Annotated in this window: 15 protein-coding genes and 1 tRNA gene; 2 read left to right on the top strand and 14 right to left on the bottom strand. The window is 72.3% G+C overall.

The window, feature by feature from the left end:
- Positions 1-2: 2 nt before the first annotated feature.
- The 4 genes from A6P39_RS25715 to A6P39_RS25700 form a co-directional block, all read right to left on the bottom strand.
- Complete coding sequence (locus A6P39_RS25715) at positions 3-794, bottom strand: S16 family serine protease (protein ID WP_067048173.1); 792 nt, start codon at positions 792-794, stop codon at positions 3-5.
- Positions 795-866: 72 nt separating this feature from the next.
- Positions 867-1,508, bottom strand: a complete 642-nt coding sequence (locus A6P39_RS25710) for an IclR family transcriptional regulator (protein ID WP_067048171.1) — start codon at positions 1,506-1,508, stop codon at positions 867-869.
- 335 nt (positions 1,509-1,843) lie between these two features.
- On the bottom strand, positions 1,844-3,649 hold the full coding sequence (locus A6P39_RS25705) for a DEAD/DEAH box helicase (RefSeq protein WP_067048470.1): 1,806 nt from the start codon (positions 3,647-3,649) through the stop codon (positions 1,844-1,846).
- A 194-nt stretch (positions 3,650-3,843) separates the two neighbouring features.
- On the bottom strand, positions 3,844-5,292 hold the full coding sequence (locus A6P39_RS25700; RefSeq protein ID WP_067048169.1) for an MFS transporter: 1,449 nt from the start codon (positions 5,290-5,292) through the stop codon (positions 3,844-3,846).
- A 173-nt stretch (positions 5,293-5,465) separates the two neighbouring features.
- Between A6P39_RS25700 and A6P39_RS25695 the strand changes: the two genes are divergently transcribed.
- A tRNA-Cys gene (locus A6P39_RS25695) sits at positions 5,466-5,537 on the top strand.
- Between the two features lie 76 nt (positions 5,538-5,613).
- Here the strand turns inward: A6P39_RS25695 and A6P39_RS25690 are convergent.
- The 8 genes from A6P39_RS25690 to A6P39_RS25655 form a co-directional block, all read right to left on the bottom strand.
- Positions 5,614-6,774, bottom strand: coding sequence for an SUKH-4 family immunity protein (locus tag A6P39_RS25690; protein ID WP_067048166.1), 1,161 nt, complete (start codon positions 6,772-6,774; stop codon positions 5,614-5,616).
- Between the two features lie 352 nt (positions 6,775-7,126).
- On the bottom strand, positions 7,127-9,436 hold the full coding sequence (locus A6P39_RS25685; protein ID WP_067048157.1) for a xanthine dehydrogenase family protein molybdopterin-binding subunit: 2,310 nt from the start codon (positions 9,434-9,436) through the stop codon (positions 7,127-7,129).
- Positions 9,433-11,316: a 2Fe-2S iron-sulfur cluster-binding protein gene (locus tag A6P39_RS25680; protein WP_067048154.1), complete on the bottom strand. Its 1,884-nt coding sequence runs from the start codon at positions 11,314-11,316 to the stop codon at positions 9,433-9,435. The genes A6P39_RS25685 and A6P39_RS25680 overlap by 4 nt, the downstream gene beginning before the upstream one ends.
- Complete coding sequence (locus tag A6P39_RS25675) at positions 11,313-12,206, bottom strand: FAD binding domain-containing protein (RefSeq protein ID WP_067048151.1); 894 nt, start codon at positions 12,204-12,206, stop codon at positions 11,313-11,315. Before A6P39_RS25675 ends, A6P39_RS25680 begins: the two co-directional genes overlap by 4 nt.
- Positions 12,207-12,456: 250 nt before the next feature.
- Positions 12,457-14,100 (bottom strand): beta-N-acetylhexosaminidase, encoded by a 1,644-nt coding sequence (locus tag A6P39_RS25670; RefSeq protein ID WP_067048149.1) that lies wholly within the window; start codon positions 14,098-14,100, stop codon positions 12,457-12,459.
- Positions 14,088-14,609 carry a hypothetical protein gene (locus A6P39_RS45550; protein ID WP_443052967.1) on the bottom strand — a complete coding sequence of 174 codons (522 nt, stop codon included), beginning with the start codon at positions 14,607-14,609 and terminating at the stop codon, positions 14,088-14,090. Before A6P39_RS45550 ends, A6P39_RS25670 begins: the two co-directional genes overlap by 13 nt.
- Before the next feature lie 39 nt (positions 14,610-14,648).
- On the bottom strand, positions 14,649-14,930 hold the full coding sequence (locus tag A6P39_RS25660) for a DUF3039 domain-containing protein (RefSeq protein ID WP_031159440.1): 282 nt from the start codon (positions 14,928-14,930) through the stop codon (positions 14,649-14,651).
- 29 nt (positions 14,931-14,959) lie between these two features.
- Positions 14,960-15,532, bottom strand: a complete 573-nt coding sequence (locus tag A6P39_RS25655) for a YqgE/AlgH family protein (protein WP_067048143.1) — start codon at positions 15,530-15,532, stop codon at positions 14,960-14,962.
- A 282-nt stretch (positions 15,533-15,814) separates the two neighbouring features.
- Here A6P39_RS25655 and murA point away from each other — a divergent pair, with 282 nt between their 5' ends.
- Entirely contained in the window at positions 15,815-17,155 is a 1,341-nt protein-coding gene (murA, locus tag A6P39_RS25650; RefSeq protein ID WP_067048137.1) for a UDP-N-acetylglucosamine 1-carboxyvinyltransferase, read from the top strand.
- 109 nt (positions 17,156-17,264) lie between these two features.
- Here murA and A6P39_RS25645 read toward each other — a convergent pair whose 3' ends face one another.
- Entirely contained in the window at positions 17,265-17,546 is a 282-nt protein-coding gene (locus A6P39_RS25645; RefSeq protein WP_023550134.1) for an HU family DNA-binding protein, read from the bottom strand.
- A 348-nt stretch (positions 17,547-17,894) separates the two neighbouring features.
- On the bottom strand, positions 17,895-19,310 hold the full coding sequence (locus A6P39_RS25640; RefSeq protein ID WP_067048134.1) for an NAD-dependent malic enzyme: 1,416 nt from the start codon (positions 19,308-19,310) through the stop codon (positions 17,895-17,897).
- Between the last annotated feature and the right edge of the window lie 204 nt (positions 19,311-19,514).

Raw genomic sequence — 19,514 nt, 5'->3', positions numbered from 1 at the left:
GCCTAACAGCTCGGGACCGAGCCCTTGCCGGTCTCCAGCGTGGTCAGTGCGTTCACCGCGCCCTTCAACGTGGTGACCGGGACCAGCCTGAGACCTGCCGGCAGCTCCGCCTTCGCGTCGCTGCACTCCGCCTTCGGCACCAGGAAGACGGTGGCCCCGTCCCGCTGGGCGGCCTGGGTCTTCAGGGCCACCCCGCCGACCGCGCCGACCGTGCCGTCGGCGTCGATCGTGCCCGTACCGGCGATGCTCCGGCCGCCGGTGAGGTCACCGCCGTTGGCGTTGCCGTGCAGCTTGTCGATGATCCCCAGGGTGAACAGCAGGCCCGCGCTCGGCCCGCCCACGTCGGCGAGCTTCAGCGTGACCTTGACCTTGTCGGCGCTCAGCCCGAGGTACCTCAGCGCCGCCTGCGTCGCCGCGTCCTGGGACTGCTGCATCTGCGCCTGGTTGTGCTGCTGGATCTCCTTGACAGAGTTGCCGCTCGGGTAGACGGCGTCGCGCGGCATCACGGCCCGGTCGGTGCGGAACCAGTTGCCGATCACGTCCCCGAGGGAGACCCGGGCGTCCGGGCCGGTCGCCTCGATGGTGACCATCCGCAGCTCCCCGCTGGTCCGGCGGGCGGGCGCGCCGGAGACGGTGATCACCTCGGTGCCCTGGTTCTTGCCGAGCACGTTCGCCGTCATCCCGGGCTGGGCCACCGAGAACGGCAGCGGCGCGAACGCCGCCGTGGCGATCAGGGCCACGACGGGAACGGCGCAGACGGCGACGGCCTGGGAACGCGTGAGACGTGAGAGCACGAGATCAATCTAACTTGAATCCTCCCCTCTCCGAAGGGAGGGGATTCCTGGCTCAGGCTGCGACGCTCCGCTTCAGCGCAGCGCCTCCGCGACCTCCCGGGCCGCCTCCACCACCCGCGGCCCGACCCGCTCCGGCACGGAGTCCGCGAGCATCACCACGCCCACGCTGCCCTCGACCCCCGTGACCCCGACCAGCGGTGCCGCGGCCCCGCTCGCGCCGGCCTCCAGTTCGCCGTGCGTGAGGGTGTAGCCGGGATCCGCGGCCGGCGACTGGCGTGCGGCCAGGATCGCCCTGCCCGCCGCGCCCCGGTCCAGCGGATGCCGGAAACCGGCCCGGTAGGCCACGTGATAGTCGGTCCACGTCGGTTCGACCACGGCGACGGCCAGCGCCTCCGACCCGTCCACCAGCGTCAGATGCGCCGTCGCCCCTATGTCCTCGGCGAGCGACCGCAGCGCGGGCAGCGCGGCCTCGCGCACCAGCGGGTGCACCTGCCGGCCGAGCCGCAGCACCCCGAGGCCGACCCGGGCTCGCCCGCCCAAATCACGCCGCACGAGGGCATGTTGCTCCAAAGTGGCGAGCAACCGGTACACGACGGTACGGTTCACACCCAGCTTGGTGGACAACTCCGTGACCGTCAGCCCGTGATCGGTGTCGGCCAGCAGCTTCAGGACACGTAGTCCCCGGTCGAGCGTCTGAGAGGTCTCCGCGGTCACGACGCCCACTCCTTTGGTGGTGAGGCCGGCGGGCCCCTGAGCGACGGATGCGTGGCCGAGTCCCGTCGGCGACGCGTTCAGAGGCCGCCGATCGGCAGGACGGCTCCGGCGGCTCCGGGCCAGGTCGCTTCACGGCTGCGCTCCGCGGCGACGCTGCCACGGGGCGTGTGCGTAGCGGGACAGTAGCGAAGCAGGTTCGCTGAGCGGAAGTCTCCGTCCAGAATCCGGGCAAGGGCAGATCCGGCCTGCCGGCATTCGTCCGGATACGCCCCCCTGCTCCTCACCCGGTCTCCGCGGCGGGGCCCCGGGCCGGTCACCGGTGGCGGGCGGGCGGATCACTTCATCCGCGTCGCCCACTCCTGCACCTTGGCGATGCGCTGCTCCAGCTGTCCGGCGGTGGCCTCCGCGCTGGGCGGTCCCCCGCACACCCGCCGCAGCTCGGTGTGGATCACCCCGTGCGGCTTGCCGCTCTGGTGGACGTAGGCGCTCACCATCGTGTTGAGCCGCTTGCGCAGCTCCATCATCTCCTTGTGCGAGACGACCGGCCGCCGCTCGGCCGGCAGCTCCAGCAGGTCGGCCTCGGCATCCGGCTTCTTGCGGCTGTGCGCGATCTGCCGGGCCTGCCGCTTCTGCAGCAGCAACTGCACCTGGTCGGGCTCCAGCAGCCCCGGAATCCCGAGGTAGTCCTGCTCCTCCTCGCTGCCCGGGTGGGCCTGCATGCCGAACTCGGCGCCGTCGTAGAGGACCCGGTCGAAGACGGCCTCGGACTCCAGCGCCTCGAAGGAGAACTGCTCCTGCTCGCCGGTGTCCTCGTCCTGCTGCTTGTTCGCCTCCTCCATCTCCTTCTCGGATTCGGCGTACGGGTCCTCCTCGCCCTCCTTCTTCGGTTTGTCGAGGGCGTGGTCCCGCTCCTTCTCCATCTCATTGGCAAAGGTCAGCAGGTCGGGCACGGTCGGCAGGAAGACGGAGGCGGTCTCGCCGCGGCGCCGGGACCGTACGAAACGGCCGACGGCCTGCGCGAAGAAGAGCGGGGTGGAGATGGTCGTCGCATACACGCCGACCGCGAGCCGCGGCACGTCGACGCCCTCGGACACCATGCGCACCGCGACCATCCAGCGGTCGTTGCTCTCGCTGAACTCGTCGATCCTCTTCGAGGCGCCCGCGTCGTCGGACAGCACGAGCGTCGCCTTGGTGCCCGTGATCTCGCGGATCAGCTTGGCGTAGGCGCGGGCGGAGTCCTGGTCGGAGGCGATGACGAGCGCGCCCGCGTCCGGGATGGCCTTCCTGACCTCGGTCAGCCGCTGGTCGGCGGCGCGCAGCACGCTGGGCATCCACTCGCCGCGCGGGTCGAGCGCGGTACGCCAGGCCTGGCTGATCGCGTCCTTGGTCATCGGCTCGCCGAGCCGGGCGGCGATCTCGTCACCGGCCTTCGTGCGCCAGCGCATGTTGCCGCTGTAGGACAGGAAGATGACGGGCCGCACGACATGGTCGGCGAGGGCGTTGCCGTAGCCGTAGGTGTAGTCGGCGGAGGAGCGCCGGATGCCGTCCGTCCCCTCCTCGTACGTCACGAAGGGGATGGGGTTGGTGTCGGACCGGAACGGCGTACCGGTCAGCGCGAGGCGGCGGGTGGCGGGCTCGAAGGCCTCCAGGCATGCCTCGCCCCAGGACTTGGAGTCGCCGGCGTGGTGGATCTCGTCCAGGATCACCAGGGTCTTGCGCTGCTCCACCCGGTTGCGGTGCAGCATCGGCCGCACACCGACACCGGCGTAGGTGACGGCGACCCCGTCGTACTCCCTGCCGAGCGGACCGGCGCTGTACTCGGGGTCGAGCTTGATGCCTATCCGTGCGGCGGCCTCGGCCCACTGCTTCTTCAGGTGCTCGGTCGGCGCGACCACGGTCACCTGCTGTACGACGTGGTGGTGCAGCAGCCAGGAGGCGAGCGTCAGCGCGAAGGTCGTCTTGCCGGCGCCGGGCGTGGCGACGGCGAGGAAGTCACGCGGCTGCTCCTGGACGTACTTCTCCATCGCCCCCTGCTGCCAGGCACGCAGTTTGCTGGCGGTACCCCAGGGGGCCCGGCCGGGGAAGGCGGGCGAAAGGTGGTGGGAATGCGACGAGGAAGCGGAAGCGGCGGTGGTAGTCACGGTCTCCGTGGTCAAGGGATCGGGCGGCTCGGCTACGTATGACAACCGGGCCACCCTACCGGCGCCGCGCTCCCGTCAACGCCCGGACGAGGCCGGGTCGCCCCCGGGTGGGATCCACGTCACAGGGACGACGATCACCACCGGGTGCCCGCTGTCCGCCGGTCCTCGTCGATGACCGGCCCGGTCCGTCGCCTTCACCGCTCCCGCAGGCGCCGGGTCACCCACGCGCCGATCAGCGCCACTCCCGCCATCGGCAGGAAGACGGCGGCGAAGGCGGCGGAACGGGTGCCGCCGCCGGCGGTGGCGGCCGTGGCGGCCGCCGTGCTGCCGCCGCCCAGGGCCGCGAAGGCGGCGCCGGTGGCGGCGAGCAGGACGACGTTGGAGAGGGCGTCGGAGATCTGGAGCGCGGCGGAGTTGGCGCCGGCCTCCTCGGGGGCGGACAGCCGGAGCAGGAGCACGCTGGTGGAGGAGATCACCAGGCCCATGCCGAGGCTGCCGAAGGCCCAGGCGACGGCGACGGTCCACACGGGCACCGCGTGCACGAGGACACTGGGCGCGGTGGCGACGGCGGCGGCGACGAGCAGCATCCCCACGGTCATCAGCCGCTCCCGGTACGGCGCCATGCGCGGCCGGGACTGCAGGAACGAGCCCAGCGCCCAGGTCAGGCCGCCGGCCGCCAGCGAGAACCCGGCGAGCATCGGCGACAGGCCGCGCTGGGTGACCAGCATCAGCGGGACGAAGGACTCGGCGGCGATGAAGGAACCGGCGGACAGTCCGCGCAGCAGTACGACGGAGGGCAGACCGCGGGCCGCGCGGTAGGTGCCGCGCGGGAGCAGCCCGAGGACCGCGGGCACGAGCAGCGCGGCACCGGCGAGTCCGGGCAGTACGGCGAGGGGCCGCAGATCCTGCGCGGCGTACTGGAGGAGTCCGGCGCCCAGGGAGATGCCGAGGGCGAGCCGGATGCGCCGCCGGTCGAAGGACCCGGCAGCCTGGTCCGCCTGGACCGGGCCGGACGCCCGGCGGCGTATCTGCGGCAGGGCGAGGGCGAGCGGGAGGACGACCAGGACGGGGATGCCGAGGAAGACCCAGCGCCAGCCGAGGTGTTCGGTGACGGCGCCGGAGGCGAGCGGGCCGACGATGGACGGCACCACCCAGCCCGCCGCGAAGGCCGCCATGATCGCCGGCCGCAGCCGCTCGGGGTAGGCGCGGCCGACGACGACGTACAGCGCCACGATGACCAGGCCGCCGCCGAGGCCCTGGACGGCGCGGCCCAGGATGAACACCCACATCGCCTGGGCGGTGCCGGCGATGACGAGTCCCGTGGCGAAGCCCGCGATGCCGGCGCTCAGCGGGCCGAGCGGGCCGCGCCGGTCGGACCACTGGCCGGAGAAGACCATGCCGAACAGGCTGGTCGTGAAGTAGCCGGAGAACGCGAACGCGTACAGGGCCACGCCGTGCAGCTCCCGCGCCGCGACCGGCATGGCCGTCCCGACGGCGGTCGCCTCGAAGGCGATGAGCAGGACGACGGAGACGATCCCGACACTGAGCGCCCGGTACGACCGGCCGAGCACGCCTTCTCTGTCGGCATCTGTCTCGGCGGATTCGGTCACGACGGCGGCGTCGCGGGGCTCCAGGGCGGTCATGCCCGCCAGAGTAAGGCCCACAACCCGCTTTGACCCCTGTCGGGAGTCCGGTGCGACCTGCGACCTTGGTCGTAAGCCCCCCGTTTGTGAACGCGGCATGGCAGTCCCGTTGCGGCGCGCCCGGCTGCCTTGAGCCCGTCCGCCACCACCCGTAAGTTCATTCCCACGAACACGGCCGTGTGCCCGAGTGGTTTAGGGGCTCGCCTGCAAAGCGAGTTACGTGGGTTCGATTCCCGCCACGGCCTCTGGTGGCTCGACCAGCCAAACCGGAGGGCGGCATCTCTGAAGGGGTGCCGCCCTCCGGCATGGAACTCCTCTGCTTCAGAGCACTCCGCCCGCTTCGTCCTGGAAGGCCTCCGTCCAGTAGTGCCAGTGCGTGCCGGGTGACGTGCCCGTGGGGTCGACCGTCGACAGGGTGTGGATCATGGCCGCGGCCAGGTCCTCGTAGGCCAGGGTCGTCAGCTCGTGGTGGAGGTGGCGGTGAATGGTGCGCTCGTGGTGCAGCAGCCAGAGGGTGAAGGCCAGGGTCGAGACGTCCGTGTTCAGGGGGTGGAGCGTCGCCTCGGGCTCGCTGAAGGTCAGGACCGCGCCCGTTCTGCCGTCCACCACCAGGCTGTTGTCCTCGGCCAGATAGCCGAGGCGGATCAAATGGTCGGCGTGGGCCGGGAGTTCGTCCAGGGGGAACTCACCCGGGCGCTCCTCGGTGTAGTACTCGCGCAGCGTCGGCAGGGGGACGTCCGTGTCGGCGCAGAAGAGCACCGTCTGCTCCGGCAGGCCTGTCTCGCGCAGGAAGCGGCGGGTCGGCTCGTGCGTGAGCGTCGGCGGGAAGTCGACGTCCTCGAAGCGGGACACCCGGCCGTGCCCGAACTCCTGGTCCAGGACGCGCGCGGGGACGTCCAGGGTGAGGCCGGACGCCGTGCCGGGACCGGCGACGAGGGCGAGCGGGCGGATCAGGGCCGCCGTCTTCCAGTACGACGGGACCTCGCCGTCCGCGCCCTCCTCGAACAGGGCGAGCAGGCGGCGCGTCGCCTCGGCGGCCGTCTGCGGGCCGTACTGGCCCGCGAGGGACGCGAAACGGCCGCGCAGGCCTGCCAGTTCCTCGGTGACCGCGGCGAAGCGCAGCAGCGTGGTGAGGGAGGGCGCGAAGGGGCGGGGCTCGGACGGGTCGAAGAGGTAGGCCGTCGTGATCTCGCCCGTGGCGCCGTCGAGCAGGATCGACTCGCGCTCTTTGCCGGCCGGACCGAGCAGCTCGCCTATGACCAGGCGGCCCCGCAGCTCCTCGGCCAGCCGGAACGGGGCGTCCGCGGCGTCGGCGAGCGTGCGCAGGCCGTACGTGCGCAGCGGGGAGAAGGTCAGCAGGTCGGTGTCCGCGGGCAGTCCGTCGCCGCCGAGCAGGCCGCGCGTCGGCGCGTGCGTGACGTAGCGGTCCAGCTCCGCCTCGGTCAGCGTGATCGCCGCAATCCCGGTGTCGGTCGTGCTCATCGATCCCCCGCGGTCTTCCCCGTGCAAGCCCCATGTGCGTTCGTGAGCGCTGCCGCCCCCACTGCTTCGCAGACTACGCCGCCCCACTGACAACGGCCTTCGGCAGGAAGGACGTCGGGCGGCGCGTGCGCGTTGCGCGCGGGCGGGGATCGCCGCCACCGTCTGCTCCGGCGTACACCGGGACGTGTCCGGCCAAAGGCCGGTGCGCGGGGTGCGCCGGCGCAGTTCCCCGTCCGGGCGAGTGCCGCCCAGGCCGGCCTGGGCCGGCAGGTCCTCTCCCGGTGCCACGTCCTGCGCCACCGCCGTCACGCCGGTGCCGGCGGCCGCCCCGTCGATCACGCGGAACGGCGGCTCACCAGTCCGTCACCACCGCCGCCTGCGGGCGGATCGGCAGGCGGTTGACGGGGCGTCCGGTGGCCGCGCGGACGGCGGAGGCGACCGCCGCCGGGGAGGTCACCACCGGCACCGCGCTGACGGACTTGGCGCCGAAGGGGGCCACCACGTCGCGTTCCTCCACCAGCTTCACGATCTGGATGTCCGGCGCGTCCAGGGCGGTCGGCAGGGCGTATCCGGTCAGGTCCGGGTGGCGGACCAGGCCACGGGGCGTACGGAGGTTCTCGGTCAGGGCGATGCCGACTCCCTGGGTGACGCCCGCCTCGATCCGGGCCGCCAGCTGCGCCGGGTTCAGCACCCTGCCGACGTCCTGCGCCACCGCGAGCTCCACCACCCGGACCGAGCCCAGTTCGATGTCGACGTCCACCACCGCGCGGATCGCACAGAACGCGAGGCCCACGAAGGCGTCGCCCTGGCCGGCGGCGTTCAGCGGCTCGGTGGGGTGCGGGCGGCACTGCGCGGTGGCCCACAGCTCCTTGCCCTCCATCGCCTCCGTGACGGTGGTCGACAGGACGCCGTCGTACGACGTGATCTTGCCGTCGGTGATCTGCAGCAGCTCCGTCGACATGCCGAACTTGTGCGCCAGCGGCTGCAGGAGCTGGGTGCGGACCATCTTCGCCGCCCGCTCCACCGCGCCGCCCGACACCCAGGTGTGCCGGCCCCGGCAGCCCGCGCCGGCCGGCGGCTGGTCGGTGTCGACCGGGGCCACGTGGACTTCCTCGATGCCGAGGGTCTCCTGGACGATCTGGCGGGCGAGCGTGGTGAAGCCCTGGCCGGTCTCCACCGCCGCGCACAGCACGGTCGCCACGCCGTCGTGGACCTTCACCGTCGCCGTGGACACCTCGTCGGCGCCCTCCGCGCCGAGCATGTGCACCATGCCGAGGCCGTAGCCGACGCCCCGGCGCACCGCGCCCGGTTCGCCGGCGCCCTCGGGGCCGCCGGGCAGCAGCCAGTCCTCCTCGGGCGTGTCCTTGGGCAGCGCCGGCAGCGGGAAGTCCCGTACCGCCTGCAGGAGTTCGGCCACCGGCGCCGGGCAGGTCACCGTCTGGCCGATCGGCAGGACGTCTCCCGTCGCGAGCGCGTTGCGCAGGCGCAGCTCGGCCGGGTCCAGGCCCAGCTTCTTCGCCAGCTTGTCCATCTGCGCCTCGTAGGCGGCACAGACCTGCATCGCGCCCTCGCCGCGCACATGGCCGGAGGGCGGGTTGTTGGTGCGTACGGCCCAGCCCTCGATGAAGGCGTTCGGGACGACGTACGGGCCGCACGCGAAGGAGACGGCGGCGGCGAGCGCATCGGCGGAGGTGTCGGCGTACGCGCCCGCGTCCAGCAGGATCTGCGCCTCCACCTTCACCAGCGTGCCCTCGGCGTCCGCGTGGTGGCGGTAGCGCAGCAGGGTGGGGTGGCGGTGGGTGTGGCCGAGGAAGGACTCCTCGCGCGTGGCCGTGAGTTTCACCGGGCAGCCGGTCTTGAGCGCGAGCAGGCCGAGCGGGAGCTGGAAGCTCTGGTCCTCGCGGTCGGCGGTGGCGCCGGGCACCCCGGTGACGACGATCTTCACCCGATCCGGGGACAGCCCGTAGCAGGCCGCGGCGGTGTTGCGGTCGGCGTGCGGGTCGGTGGAGCCCAGGTACAGCTCCACGCCGCCGTCGGGGCGGGGCACGGCGAGACCGGCCTCGGCGCCGATGGGGGCCGGGTCCTGGCGCCCGATGCGGTACAGGCCCTCGACCACGACCTCGCCGACGGCCTCCGGGTCGCCGTGGTGCAGCGGGATGTGCCGGATCAAGTTGCCGTCGGGATGCAGGGGTTCGGCCTCGAAGGCCTGCTCCGGGTCGGTGACGGGATCGAGTACTTCGTACTCGACGATGACGGCGGCGGCGGCCATCCGCGCGGTGTCCGGGTGGTCGGCGGCGACCGCGGCGATGGGTTCGCCGTGGTGGCGTACGACCTCGGAGGCGAACACCGGGCGGTCGGGGGTGCCGCGGCCGTGGCGCGGAGTGCCGGGGACGTCCTCGTGCGTGATGACGGCCCGTACGCCGGGCATCTCGCGCGCGTGCGTGGTGTCGATGTTCACGATGCGCGCGTGCGCGTGCGGGGAGCGCAGCACGGCCGCCCACAGCAGGCCCTCGGCCCACAGGTCGGCGGCGTACGGGAAGGTGCCCTCGGTCTTGGCACGGGCGTCGGCGGGCGTCAGGGACGCGCCGAGGCCGTGCGGCAACGACTGGGCCTCGGACGCGGGTTCCTCGGCGGTGGGCGCCGTGGCGGCTTCGTTGCTCACACCTGGCCTCCGTCCTGGCCGTAGTGCTGGTCGTGCGGGCCGTGCTGGCCACCCGGTCCCGGCGTGCCGTAGGGGTCGGGCGCGGCGTACGGATCCGGTGTGCCGCCGTAGCCGCCGGGGGCGGGCTGCGGTGTGCCGAAGGCGCCGGGCGCCTCGAACGCCGACGGGTGGACGCCGCCGGAGCCGGGGCCCGCCTGGTGCGGGATGCGTGCCGCCTCCGCGTCGGTGCCGTCGTCGGCGGCGTGCGACGCCTCGCGTTCGGCGACGACCTCCTGGACGGCCTGCAGGACTCCCCGGTAGCCGGAGCAGCGGCACAGGTTGCCGCACAGCGCCTGCCGGGTCTCCAGTTCGGTCGGCGCGGGGTTGCCCTCCAGCAGGTCGTGCACGGTCATCGCCATGCCCGGCACGCAGAAGCCGCACTGCACGGCGCCGCAGCGGGCGAGCGCGCGCTGTACGTCGGAGGGCCGTCCGTCGGCGGCGAGGCCCTCGACGGTGCGCACCTCGCTGCCGGCCGCGGTGACCGCCGGGACCAGGCAGGAGGCGACCAGACGGCCGTCGACCTGGACGTTGCAGGCCCCGCACTCGCCCTGCGAGCAGCCGTCCTTGGCGCCGGCGAGGCCGAGTCGTTCACGCAGGACGTACAGCAGCGACTCGCCGATCCAGGCGCCGGTGACGGGGCGGTCGGTGCCGTTGACGCGCAGCACGTAGGAGGCGAGGGGGTGGTCGTCGCCGGGCGGGAGCGGCGCGGCGTGCTCCTCGGCCGGGGCCGCCTCGCGCGCGTGCGCGGCTTCGTCGCCGTCGGCCGCGGCAGTGCTCCCGGGCGTGTCGTCCTTGCCCGGTGCCCCGGGAGCCTGGTTGCCGCCGGCCGGAGCGGCGGCCTCGGGCGCGTCGGCGGGGTGCTCCGACGGCCCGGCCTCCTCGTCGACGGCTGCCGCGGCCGGGGCTTTCGGCGTCGCCGGGACGGCCGTTGCCTCCGCGTCGGGCGCGGCGGACGTGACGGGCGCTGTCGCGGCCTGCGGGGCCGCGGCCGGGCTGGTGGGCTCCTCGTGGCCCGCGGGGCCGTCAGCGGGGCGCCCAAAGGCCCGGGCGGGGGCGTGGCCGTCCGCGTCCGGCACCGCTTCCGGCTCGGCGAGGGGTGCCGTGGACTCGGCGGGAGCGGCGGGCTCGGCGAACTCCGCAGGGTGACCGGCGGGGTCGTGCGCGTACGGCTCGTCGGTCGCGTACCGCTCCTGCGGCGCGTACCCCTGCGCCGCCGGACCGCCCGCCGGGTGCGCGCCGGTGTGGTCCGGCAGCGGCGGGCCCGGCCGGTCCGGGGGCTGCTGGTCCTCGGGGTGGTCCCAGGTGCGGCCGGGGTCCTGTGCCGCCCAGGGTGCGGGCGCGCCGCCGGGCAGGGTGGCCGGCGGGGTGCCGCCCCACTGCTCGACCAGGGAGGACGTGGTGAACTCGCCCGATTCGTCCGGAAGGTCACCGCCGGCGACGGGGATGGACCACTGTCCGGTGACGTCGTGGCCGGGTGCGGCCGGGGCCGCGGGCTCCTCGAAGGTCCACTGCTGGGTGGCGCCGGGCTCGTAGGTGAACCGGTCGTCCGCGCCCGGCACCTGGGGCATGGCGTTCGGGTCGGGCCATTCGGTGCCGCCCGCGGGCGCGGACCAGGTGCCGGGGGCGGCCGGGTCGCCGGCGCCGGGGGCGGCCGTTATCCGCGGCGGCACATAGCCGTGACCCGGTGCGGCCAGCGGGCTGTCGCCGGACAGCAGGGCATCGATGCCGCCCTCGGGGAGCTTGACGAAGGCGGTGGCGCCGTCGTCGTAGTCGCCCTGGGGCAGCGGGTCCCAGCGGCCGCCGCCCTGGGGCGTGCCCTCTCCGTGCTGGTCGTCGGTCACGACAGCGCCCTCCCCAGTGCTCGTCGGGCCAGCGCGGCGACGGTGCGCCGCAGGTGCAGTACGGCGGGCGGAAGCGCGGGCACCGAGCCGTCGGACTCCGGCGCCTGGTCCGGGATGCAGGCCGCGGCGACGTACTCGCCGAAGGCGTTCAGGGCCTCCGGCACCAGCGCGCGGTCGTTGTCCCAGTCGATCAGCTGCGCGACCCACTCCTCGGCCTCCAGCGGCCGGAGCGGCATCGGCGCTATGGCACCGACGGCGCACCGCACCCCGCGCCGGGCGGGGTCGAGGACGAGGGCCACGGAGGCCAGCGCGCGGCCCGGGCCGGTGCGCCCGGTGGCCTTCAGGAAGACCTGCGGGGCATGCAGCAGCGGCACGCGCACGTAGCCGATGAGTTCGCCGCCGCGCAGCATCTCCATGCCGGCCAGCAGGTGCGACACCGGGATCTCCCGGCGGGCCCCGCCCGGGCCCGCGATGATCAGCGTCGCCTCCAGGGCGGCAAGGACCGGCAGCGCGTCACCCGTCGGCGCGGCCGAGGCGATGTTGCCGCCGAGGGTGCCGGCGTTGCGGATGTGCGGCGGGCCCGCGGCGCGCGCGGCGGCGGCCAGCGCCGGGATCAGGGCCGCGAAGTCGGGGCGGCCCATGCGCGCGTGCGTGAGGCCCGCGCCGAGCAGCGCGTGGCCGTCCTGGTACTGCCAGCCGCGGATCTCGCTGATCCGCCCGAGGCCCACCAGGGCGGCGGGCCTGAGCTGGCCGGAGTTGACGGCGGCCATCAGGTCGGTGCCGCCCGCGACGGGCACGGCGGTGGGCATGGCGCCGAGGGCCGCCACCGCCTCGTCCAGCGTCGTGGGCAGCGTGACGGCCTGCGCCGCCTGCGGTGCGTGCGTGGTCAAACCGGCTGCCCCTTCCCGCTGCCCCACCTGGTCCCACCTGTGTGGCCGTACGGTACGTGCTCACAGGGCGGACGTGGCAACTCTGGCACATCTTCGCAAGGGCCGAACGCGGGGGTCCGCTAGCAGGCACTAGGAGGCATTCGCCCACCTCATAGGGGACATGGTCTGATTTGGCATGGCATCACCAGTGCGCACCGATTGACACTCTTCGGTGACTCTTGGCGCGTTTTTCACCGCGTGTTCGGGACGGTCACTTGTTCGGCGGCGGCCCCTCGACCGGACGGCCGGGGACACCGGGGCGTTTCTGCCACGGCCGCGGCCCGGCGGGTGGCCGATAGGCGACCCCCAGGGCGTCAAGTCGCGCGTAATGGGCGGCCATACGGCGTTCGAAACCGGCGAAGTCCCGTTCCGCGGGGGCGGGCAGCCTGCTCCAGGCCACCTCGGCGAAGGCCGCGAGCCGGGGGAAGGTCTGGTAGTCCACGCGCGCGGTGTCCTCCAACACCTCGGTCCAGACGTTGGCCTGGGTGCCCAGCACATGCCGGGCCTCGGCCTCGGTGAGCCCGTCCGGGACCGGCTCGAAGCGGTAGACGTCCTCCAGGGTGCGCACGAAGCCGATGGGCACCGGCTCGTCCTCGCCCGGGGCCTGACGGTGGTCCAGGTACACGTACTGCTCCGGGCACATGACGACGTCGTGGCCGGCCCGCGCGGCCGCGATCCCGCCGCCGTAGCCGCGCCAGGAGGACACCGCCGCGCCCTCGGCGAGCCCGCCCTCCAGGATCTCGTCCCAGCCGATCAGCCGGCGCCCGCGCGCGGCGAGCCATGCGTCGAAGTGCCCGATGAACCACGACTGCAGCGCGTCCTCGTCGGCGAGCCCGAGATCGGCGATCCGGGTCTTGGCGGTGACCGACTCGGTCCACTGCTCCTTGCGGCATTCGTCGCCGCCGACGTGCACGAAGGAGGAGAACCCGGTGGATCCGGTCGCGTCCGCCGGGAAAAGCTCCAGGACTTCCTCGAACACCCCCTCGTAGAAGCGCAGGGTGGTGTCGGTGGGGGCGAGTACGTTGGAGGAGATCCCCCAGTTGTCCCAGACCCCCAGGGCGGTGGTGTCGATGACGTCGGTGTTGCCGAGTTCCGGGTACGCGGCGATGGCGGCCTGGGAGTGGCCCGGTACGTCGATTTCCGGGACGACGGCGATATGCCGCTCGGCGGCGTAGGCGACGATCTCCCGGATGTCGTCCTGGGTGTAGTAACCGCCGTGCGGCTTCTCCTCCCACAGCGGGGAGGCCCGGTGGCCGAATTTCGTCCGCGCCCGCCAGGAGGCCGTCTCGGTCAGCTTCGGATAGCGCTTGATCTCGATGCGCCAGCCCTGGTCGTCGGTCAGGTGGAAGTGGAAGACGTTGAGTTTGTGCGCGGCCATGAGGTCGAGGTAGCGCAGGACGCCTTCCTTGGGCATGAAGTGCCGGGCGACATCGAGGAGAAGACCGCGCCAGCGGAAACGCGGACCGTCCTCGACGGTGACGGCCGGCACCTCCCACGCCCGGCCCGGCCTGAGCGGCGCCCGGCGGAAGGCGTCGGCGCCGAGCAGCTGACGGAAGGTCTGGGCACCCCAGAAGACACCGGCCGGGCTGCCGCCCTCGATACGGATCGGCCACGCGTCGGTGATGAGCCGGTAGTCCTCGGGTGGCAGGCCGGGATCGATGCCCAGCACGATCCGGTGCGGGCGGCCGGGGCCTTCCGGCAGCGGCAGGCCGGTCGCCGCGCCCAGGGTGGCCCGCAGCCAGCGCGCGGTGCCCTCCGTGCCCGGCAGCGCCTCGAGCGCCGTGTCGCCGTCCACGCGCGCGTGACCGGACGAGCCGTGGGCGACGCTCGCCGGCGCGGGAATCACATCAACCATGTCAGTTCCTTTACCGCGCCGCCGAGTCCGGAGACCAGACGTCGCTGTACGAGTACGAAGAAGTCGTTCCAGGCCGAGATGAAGGAAAACACGGCCTTTACGAACCCCCGCAGCATCCAGATCGCGAAGGGCAGCGAGAAAGCGATGGCCACCAGGAACGTGATCAGCAAGGTGGTCCGGCAGCGGAATCGGAATCGCGCCACGGCGGTCGCGGCGAGAAACGCGATCAGCCGCGAGACGATCAGCACACTGCCCGCCACCACCAGACTGTTGACGAAGTATCGGCCGAATTCCTGCTGCCCGAACACCCGCCGGAAGGAATCCAGCAACGGCGCCCGGGTCCACGGCCACACCCTCAGGGCATGGAGTGGACCTCCGAGCTTCGTTGCAACATATGCAATGACTGTTTCGCTCTGCACAACAGCTTGGAGGCTATGGACAACATGAACATGCCGACAAGAGGTCTCCACCACTTCGTGACACGCAAAAGCCCTCGGGGCGCGTCGCAACGCGCCCCGAGGGCCCCTTGAGACCTCAGGCGGTGGGGACTACTTCTTGTCGCCGCCCTTGTCGTCGCCACCGCTGCCCATGGACTCGTAGATCTCCTTGCACATGGGGCACACGGGGTACTTCTTCGGGTCGCGGCCGGGCACCCAGACCTTGCCGCACAGCGCCACGACGGGGGTGCCGTCGAGGGCGCTCGCCATGATCTTGTCCTTCTGGACGTAGTGGGCGAAGCGCTCGTGGTCGCCGTCGCCGTGGGACACCTGTGGCGTCGGCTCTACGAGGGTCCCCGTACCAGTCCCGCGCTCGGGCTCAAGAGTGCTCATACCGCCCAGGGTACTGAAGCTCACAGGCATCAGTTGAGCGAAGGGTCGTCCGGATACGTGGCCACCATCGCCAGTTCGTTGCGCTGGCGGCGCAGCACCTCGCGCCACAGCCGCTCCGGCGCCGGTGAGGAGACGTCCCCGGGCTCGGACTCGACCACGTACCACGCGCCCTCGACCAGCTCGTCCTCCAGCTGACCTGGGCCCCAGCCCGCGTACCCGGCGAAGATCCGCAGGGAGCCGAGGGCCGAGGCGAGCAGCTCCGGCGGGGCCTCCAGGTCGACCAGGCCGATCGCGCCGTGCACCCGGCGCCAGCCCAGCGGGGCCCGGTCGCCGGCCCCGTCGCCCGGGATGACCGCGACGCCGAGGGCCGAGTCCAGCGAGACGGGGCCGCCCTGGAAGACCACCCCGGGCTCACCGGCGAGGCCGGCCCAGCCCTCCAGGATGTCACCCACGTCCACCGGGGTGGGCCGGTTGAGGACGACACCGAGGGAGCCCTCCTCGTCGTGGTCGAGAAGGAGCACCACCGCGCGGTCGAAGTTCGGGTCCGCCAGGGCGGGTGTGGCCACGAGCAGCCGCCCTGTGAGCGAGGACACCTCGGTCATGCCAGACATGATCCCGCATCTTCCCCGGGTGTGGGGAGCCAATCGGCGGCAATCGGGGGCGGCTGCAGCTCAGGGCGCGGGGAAGCGGGCCCGGCGCACACCCGTCCTCGGTGACCCCATGTGCCCGATAGCGCACGGTTCGTGTTGTGACACAGCTATGACGCGTCTTGGCGGTCCTTGGGCTTACTAGCGGGGGGTGATCGGCGACTACGCTGTCTCTCCCGGCCCGCGCGCAACAGTGATCGGCCGCCCCCCTGCCCAACTCATCGGAACGCGAGATTCATGACCGTCAACGACGATGTCCTGCTTGTCCACGGCGGAACCCCGCTCGAGGGCGAGATCCGTGTCCGCGGTGCGAAGAACCTCGTGCCGAAGGCCATGGTCGCCGCCCTGCTGGGCAGTGCGCCGAGCCGACTGCGCAATGTTCCGGACATCCGTGACGTGCGCGTCGTACGCGGCCTGCTCCAGCTGCACGGGGTGACGGTCCGGCCGGGCGAGGAGCCCGGCGAGCTGGTCCTGGACCCGACGCACGTCGAGAGCGCCAACGTGGCCGACATCGATGCCCACGCCGGTTCCAGCCGTATCCCGATCCTCTTCTGCGGCCCCCTGCTGCACCGTCTGGGCCACGCGTTCATCCCGGGCCTCGGCGGCTGTGACATCGGCGGCCGGCCCATCGACTTCCACTTCGACGTGCTGCGGCAGTTCGGCGCGACGATCGAGAAGCGGGCGGACGGGCAGTACCTGGAGGCCCCGAAGGGCCTGCGCGGTACGAAGATCCGGCTGCCGTACCCGTCCGTCGGCGCGACCGAGCAGGTGCTGCTGACGGCCGTACTGGCCGAGGGCGTCACCGAGTTGTCCAACGCGGCCGTCGAGCCGGAGATCGAGGACCTCATCTGCGTGCTGCAGAAGATGGGCGCGATCATCGCGATGGACACCGACCGCACGATCCGCATCACCGGTGTGGAGAGCCTCGGCGGCTACACCCACCGCGCCCTCTCGGACCGCCTGGAGGCCGCGTCCTGGGCCTCGGCGGCTCTCGCGACCAACGGCAACATCTACGTCCGCGGCGCCCAGCAGCGCTCGATGATGACGTTCCTGAACACCTACCGGAAGGTGGGCGGCGCCTTCGAGATCGACGACGAGGGCATCCGCTTCTGGCACCCCGGCGGCCAGTTGAAGTCCATCGCGCTCGAGACGGACGTGCACCCCGGCTTCCAGACCGACTGGCAGCAGCCGCTGGTGGTGGCCCTCACTCAGGCCACGGGCCTGTCCATCATCCACGAGACGGTCTACGAGTCCCGCCTGGGCTTCACCTCCGCGCTGAACCAGATGGGCGCCCACATCCAGCTCTACCGCGAGTGCCTGGGCGGCTCGGACTGCCGTTTCGGCCAGCGCAACTTCCTGCACTCCGCGGTCGTCTCCGGCCCGACCCGGCTGCAGGGCGCCGACCTGGTCATCCCCGACCTGCGCGGCGGCTTCTCGTACCTGATCGCGGCCCTGGCGGCCGAGGGCACGTCCCGCGTCCACGGCATCGACCTCATCAACCGCGGCTACGAGAACTTCATGGAGAAGCTCGTGGAACTGGGCGCCAAGGTCGAGCTGCCCGGCAAGGCGCTGGGCTGACCGGCCCGCAGGACATGACGACGATGGGGCGGCACCCGGAGATTCCGGGTGCCGCCCCATCAGTGCTTCACTGCCCCTGTGCCGTCCCGTCGGCACAGGGGCGGCAAGGTCACTTGCCCTTGGCCGCTTCCTTGAGCTTCGAGCCCGCGGTGACCTTCACGCTGTAGCCGGCGGGGATGTTGATCGGCTCGCCGGTCTGCGGGTTGCGCGCGGTGCGAGCGGCACGGTGGGTGCGCTCGAAGGTCAGGAAGCCGGGGATGGTGACCTTCTCGTCGCCCTTGGCGACGATCTCGCCGACGGTCTCGGCGAACGCGGCCAGGACGGCGTCGGCGTCCTTGCGGGTCACCTCGGCGCGATCGGCCAGCGCGGCCACCAGCTCACTGCGGTTCATGTTGTTACTCCCGTGTTTTTCTTGCCGTTGGGGTGTGCCACGCGGCGGAGCCGCCCGAGGCACTGCGATGCCGATGCGCTCGCGCCCAGGGACGCATCCTGCCCCTACCTGCGGCGGGAAAGCCAATCCGGCACCCGTAGGAGTCGTGAGAACACCCTGGGGAGTCACACGAAAAGCGCCCGCTCGGCGTCACCCTAGAGTGCGCCCGGCACCGGCTGGTTCCACGACGCGCCGGTGCGGGGGCCGCCGTGGTGATCCTCACAGCCCCTGCACAGTACGGCACGGTGTCACCGGGACGACGTCCGGGCGCCACCGCGCCGTCACCCGGCGCCCGGCGTGGACGGATGCTCAGGCCGTCGCGCCCGCCGCCTTCGCGGCCTCGCGCACGGCGCCCGCGACCGCGCCCGCGACCTTGTCGTTGAAGACGCTCGGAATGATGTAGTTCGGGTTCAGCTCGTCCTGGCTGACCACGTCCGCGAGGGCCTGCGCGGCGGCGAGCATCATCTCGGTGTTGACGGTGCGGGACTGGGCGTCCAGCAGGCCGCGGAAGACACCCGGGAAGACCAGCACGTTGTTGATCTGGTTCGGGAAGTCGGAGCGGCCGGTGGCCACGACGGCCGCCGTCTGGCGGGCGATCGCCGGGTCCACCTCGGGGTCGGGGTTCGCGAGCGCGAACACGATGGCACCCTCGGCCATGGCGGCCACGTCGTCGCCGTCGAGGACGTTCGGGGCAGAGACGCCGATGAAGACGTCGGCGCCGCGCACGGCCTCCTTCAGGGTGCCGGTCAGGCCCTCGGGGTTGGTGTTGTCGGCGATCCAGCGCAGCGCCGAGCCGGCCGGGGCGTCCACCAGGTCGGTGCGGCCGGCGTGCACGACACCGTGGATGTCGGCGACGACGGCGTTCTTCACGCCCGCGGCGAGCAGCAGCTTGAGGATGGCCGTACCGGCGGCGCCGGCGCCGGACATCACGACCCGGATGTTCTCGATGGCCTTGTCCGTGACGCGCAGGGCGTTGGTCAGGGCGGCGAGGACGACGATCGCGGTGCCGTGCTGGTCGTCGTGGAAGACGGGGATGTCGAGGGCCTCGCGCAGCCGGGCCTCGATCTCGAAGCAGCGGGGCGCGGAGATGTCCTCGAGGTTGATGCCGGCGAAGCCGGGGGCGATCGCCTTGACGATCTCCACGATCGCGTCGGTGTCCTGGGTGTCCAGGCAGATCGGCCAGGCGTCGATGCCGGCGAAGCGCTTGAAGAGGGCCGCCTTGCCCTCCATGACGGGCAGCGCGGCCTTGGGGCCGATGTTGCCGAGGCCGAGCACGGCGGAGCCGTCCGTCACGACCGCAACCGAGTTGCGCTTGATGGTGAGGCGGCGGGCGTCCTCGGGGTTCTGGGCGATCGCCATGCAGACGCGGGCCACACCCGGCGTGTAGACCATGGACAGGTCGTCACGGTTGCGGATGGGGTGCTTGGACTGCATCTCGATCTTGCCGCCGAGGTGCATCAGGAACGTACGGTCGGAGACCTTGCCGAGGGTGACGCCCTCGATGCCGCGCAGCTTCTCGACGATCTCCTCGGCGTGGGCCGTGGAGGTGGCCGCGATGGTGACGTCGATGCGGAGCTTCTCGTGGCCGGACGCGGTGACGTCGAGGCCGGTCACCGAGCCTCCGGAGGACTCCACCGCGGTGGTGAGCTGCGAGACGGCGGTTCCGCTCGCGGGCACCTCCAACCGGATGGTCATCGAGTAGGAGACGCTGGGCGCCGTTGCCATGGCCGACTTCCTCTGCTTTCACCGTGTCGCGAAGTTGTGCCGTCCGATCGTCGCACCTACCACTGAGTACGCGGTAGTCGCCTCGGATTGCGGACGTTTTGTTCATGAGTGGTGCGCTGTTTCGGAAAACCACTTCCACCATACGAGAGGTGATCAGGTGAGGAAAGGGGCCGCCGAGGCAAAGAAGGAGGCCCACGTCACATC

The sequence above is a fragment of the Streptomyces sp. FXJ1.172 genome (assembly GCF_001636945.3).
In the GTDB taxonomy this organism is placed as follows: Bacteria; Actinomycetota; Actinomycetes; order Streptomycetales; family Streptomycetaceae; genus Streptomyces.
Note: the sequence above shows the minus strand (reverse complement) of the source record. Positions and strands in the feature narration are given on the sequence as shown.

What these genes read in the sequence shown, in the direction of transcription:
- A6P39_RS25700 (WP_067048169.1), bottom strand. Translation starts at nt 5,292, where the DNA reads ATGACCGCCCTGGAGCCCCGCGACGCCGCCGTCGTGACCGAATCCGCC.
- murA (WP_067048137.1), top strand. Translation starts at nt 15,815, where the DNA reads ATGACCGTCAACGACGATGTCCTGCTTGTCCACGGCGGAACCCCGCTC.
- A6P39_RS25640 (WP_067048134.1), bottom strand. Translation starts at nt 19,310, where the DNA reads ATGGCAACGGCGCCCAGCGTCTCCTACTCGATGACCATCCGGTTGGAG.
- A6P39_RS25645 (WP_023550134.1), bottom strand. Translation starts at nt 17,546, where the DNA reads ATGAACCGCAGTGAGCTGGTGGCCGCGCTGGCCGATCGCGCCGAGGTG.
- A6P39_RS25660 (WP_031159440.1), bottom strand. Translation starts at nt 14,930, where the DNA reads ATGAGCACTCTTGAGCCCGAGCGCGGGACTGGTACGGGGACCCTCGTA.
- A6P39_RS25690 (WP_067048166.1), bottom strand. Translation starts at nt 6,774, where the DNA reads ATGAGCACGACCGACACCGGGATTGCGGCGATCACGCTGACCGAGGCG.
- A6P39_RS25655 (WP_067048143.1), bottom strand. Translation starts at nt 15,532, where the DNA reads ATGACCGAGGTGTCCTCGCTCACAGGGCGGCTGCTCGTGGCCACACCC.
- A6P39_RS25670 (WP_067048149.1), bottom strand. Translation starts at nt 14,100, where the DNA reads ATGGTTGATGTGATTCCCGCGCCGGCGAGCGTCGCCCACGGCTCGTCC.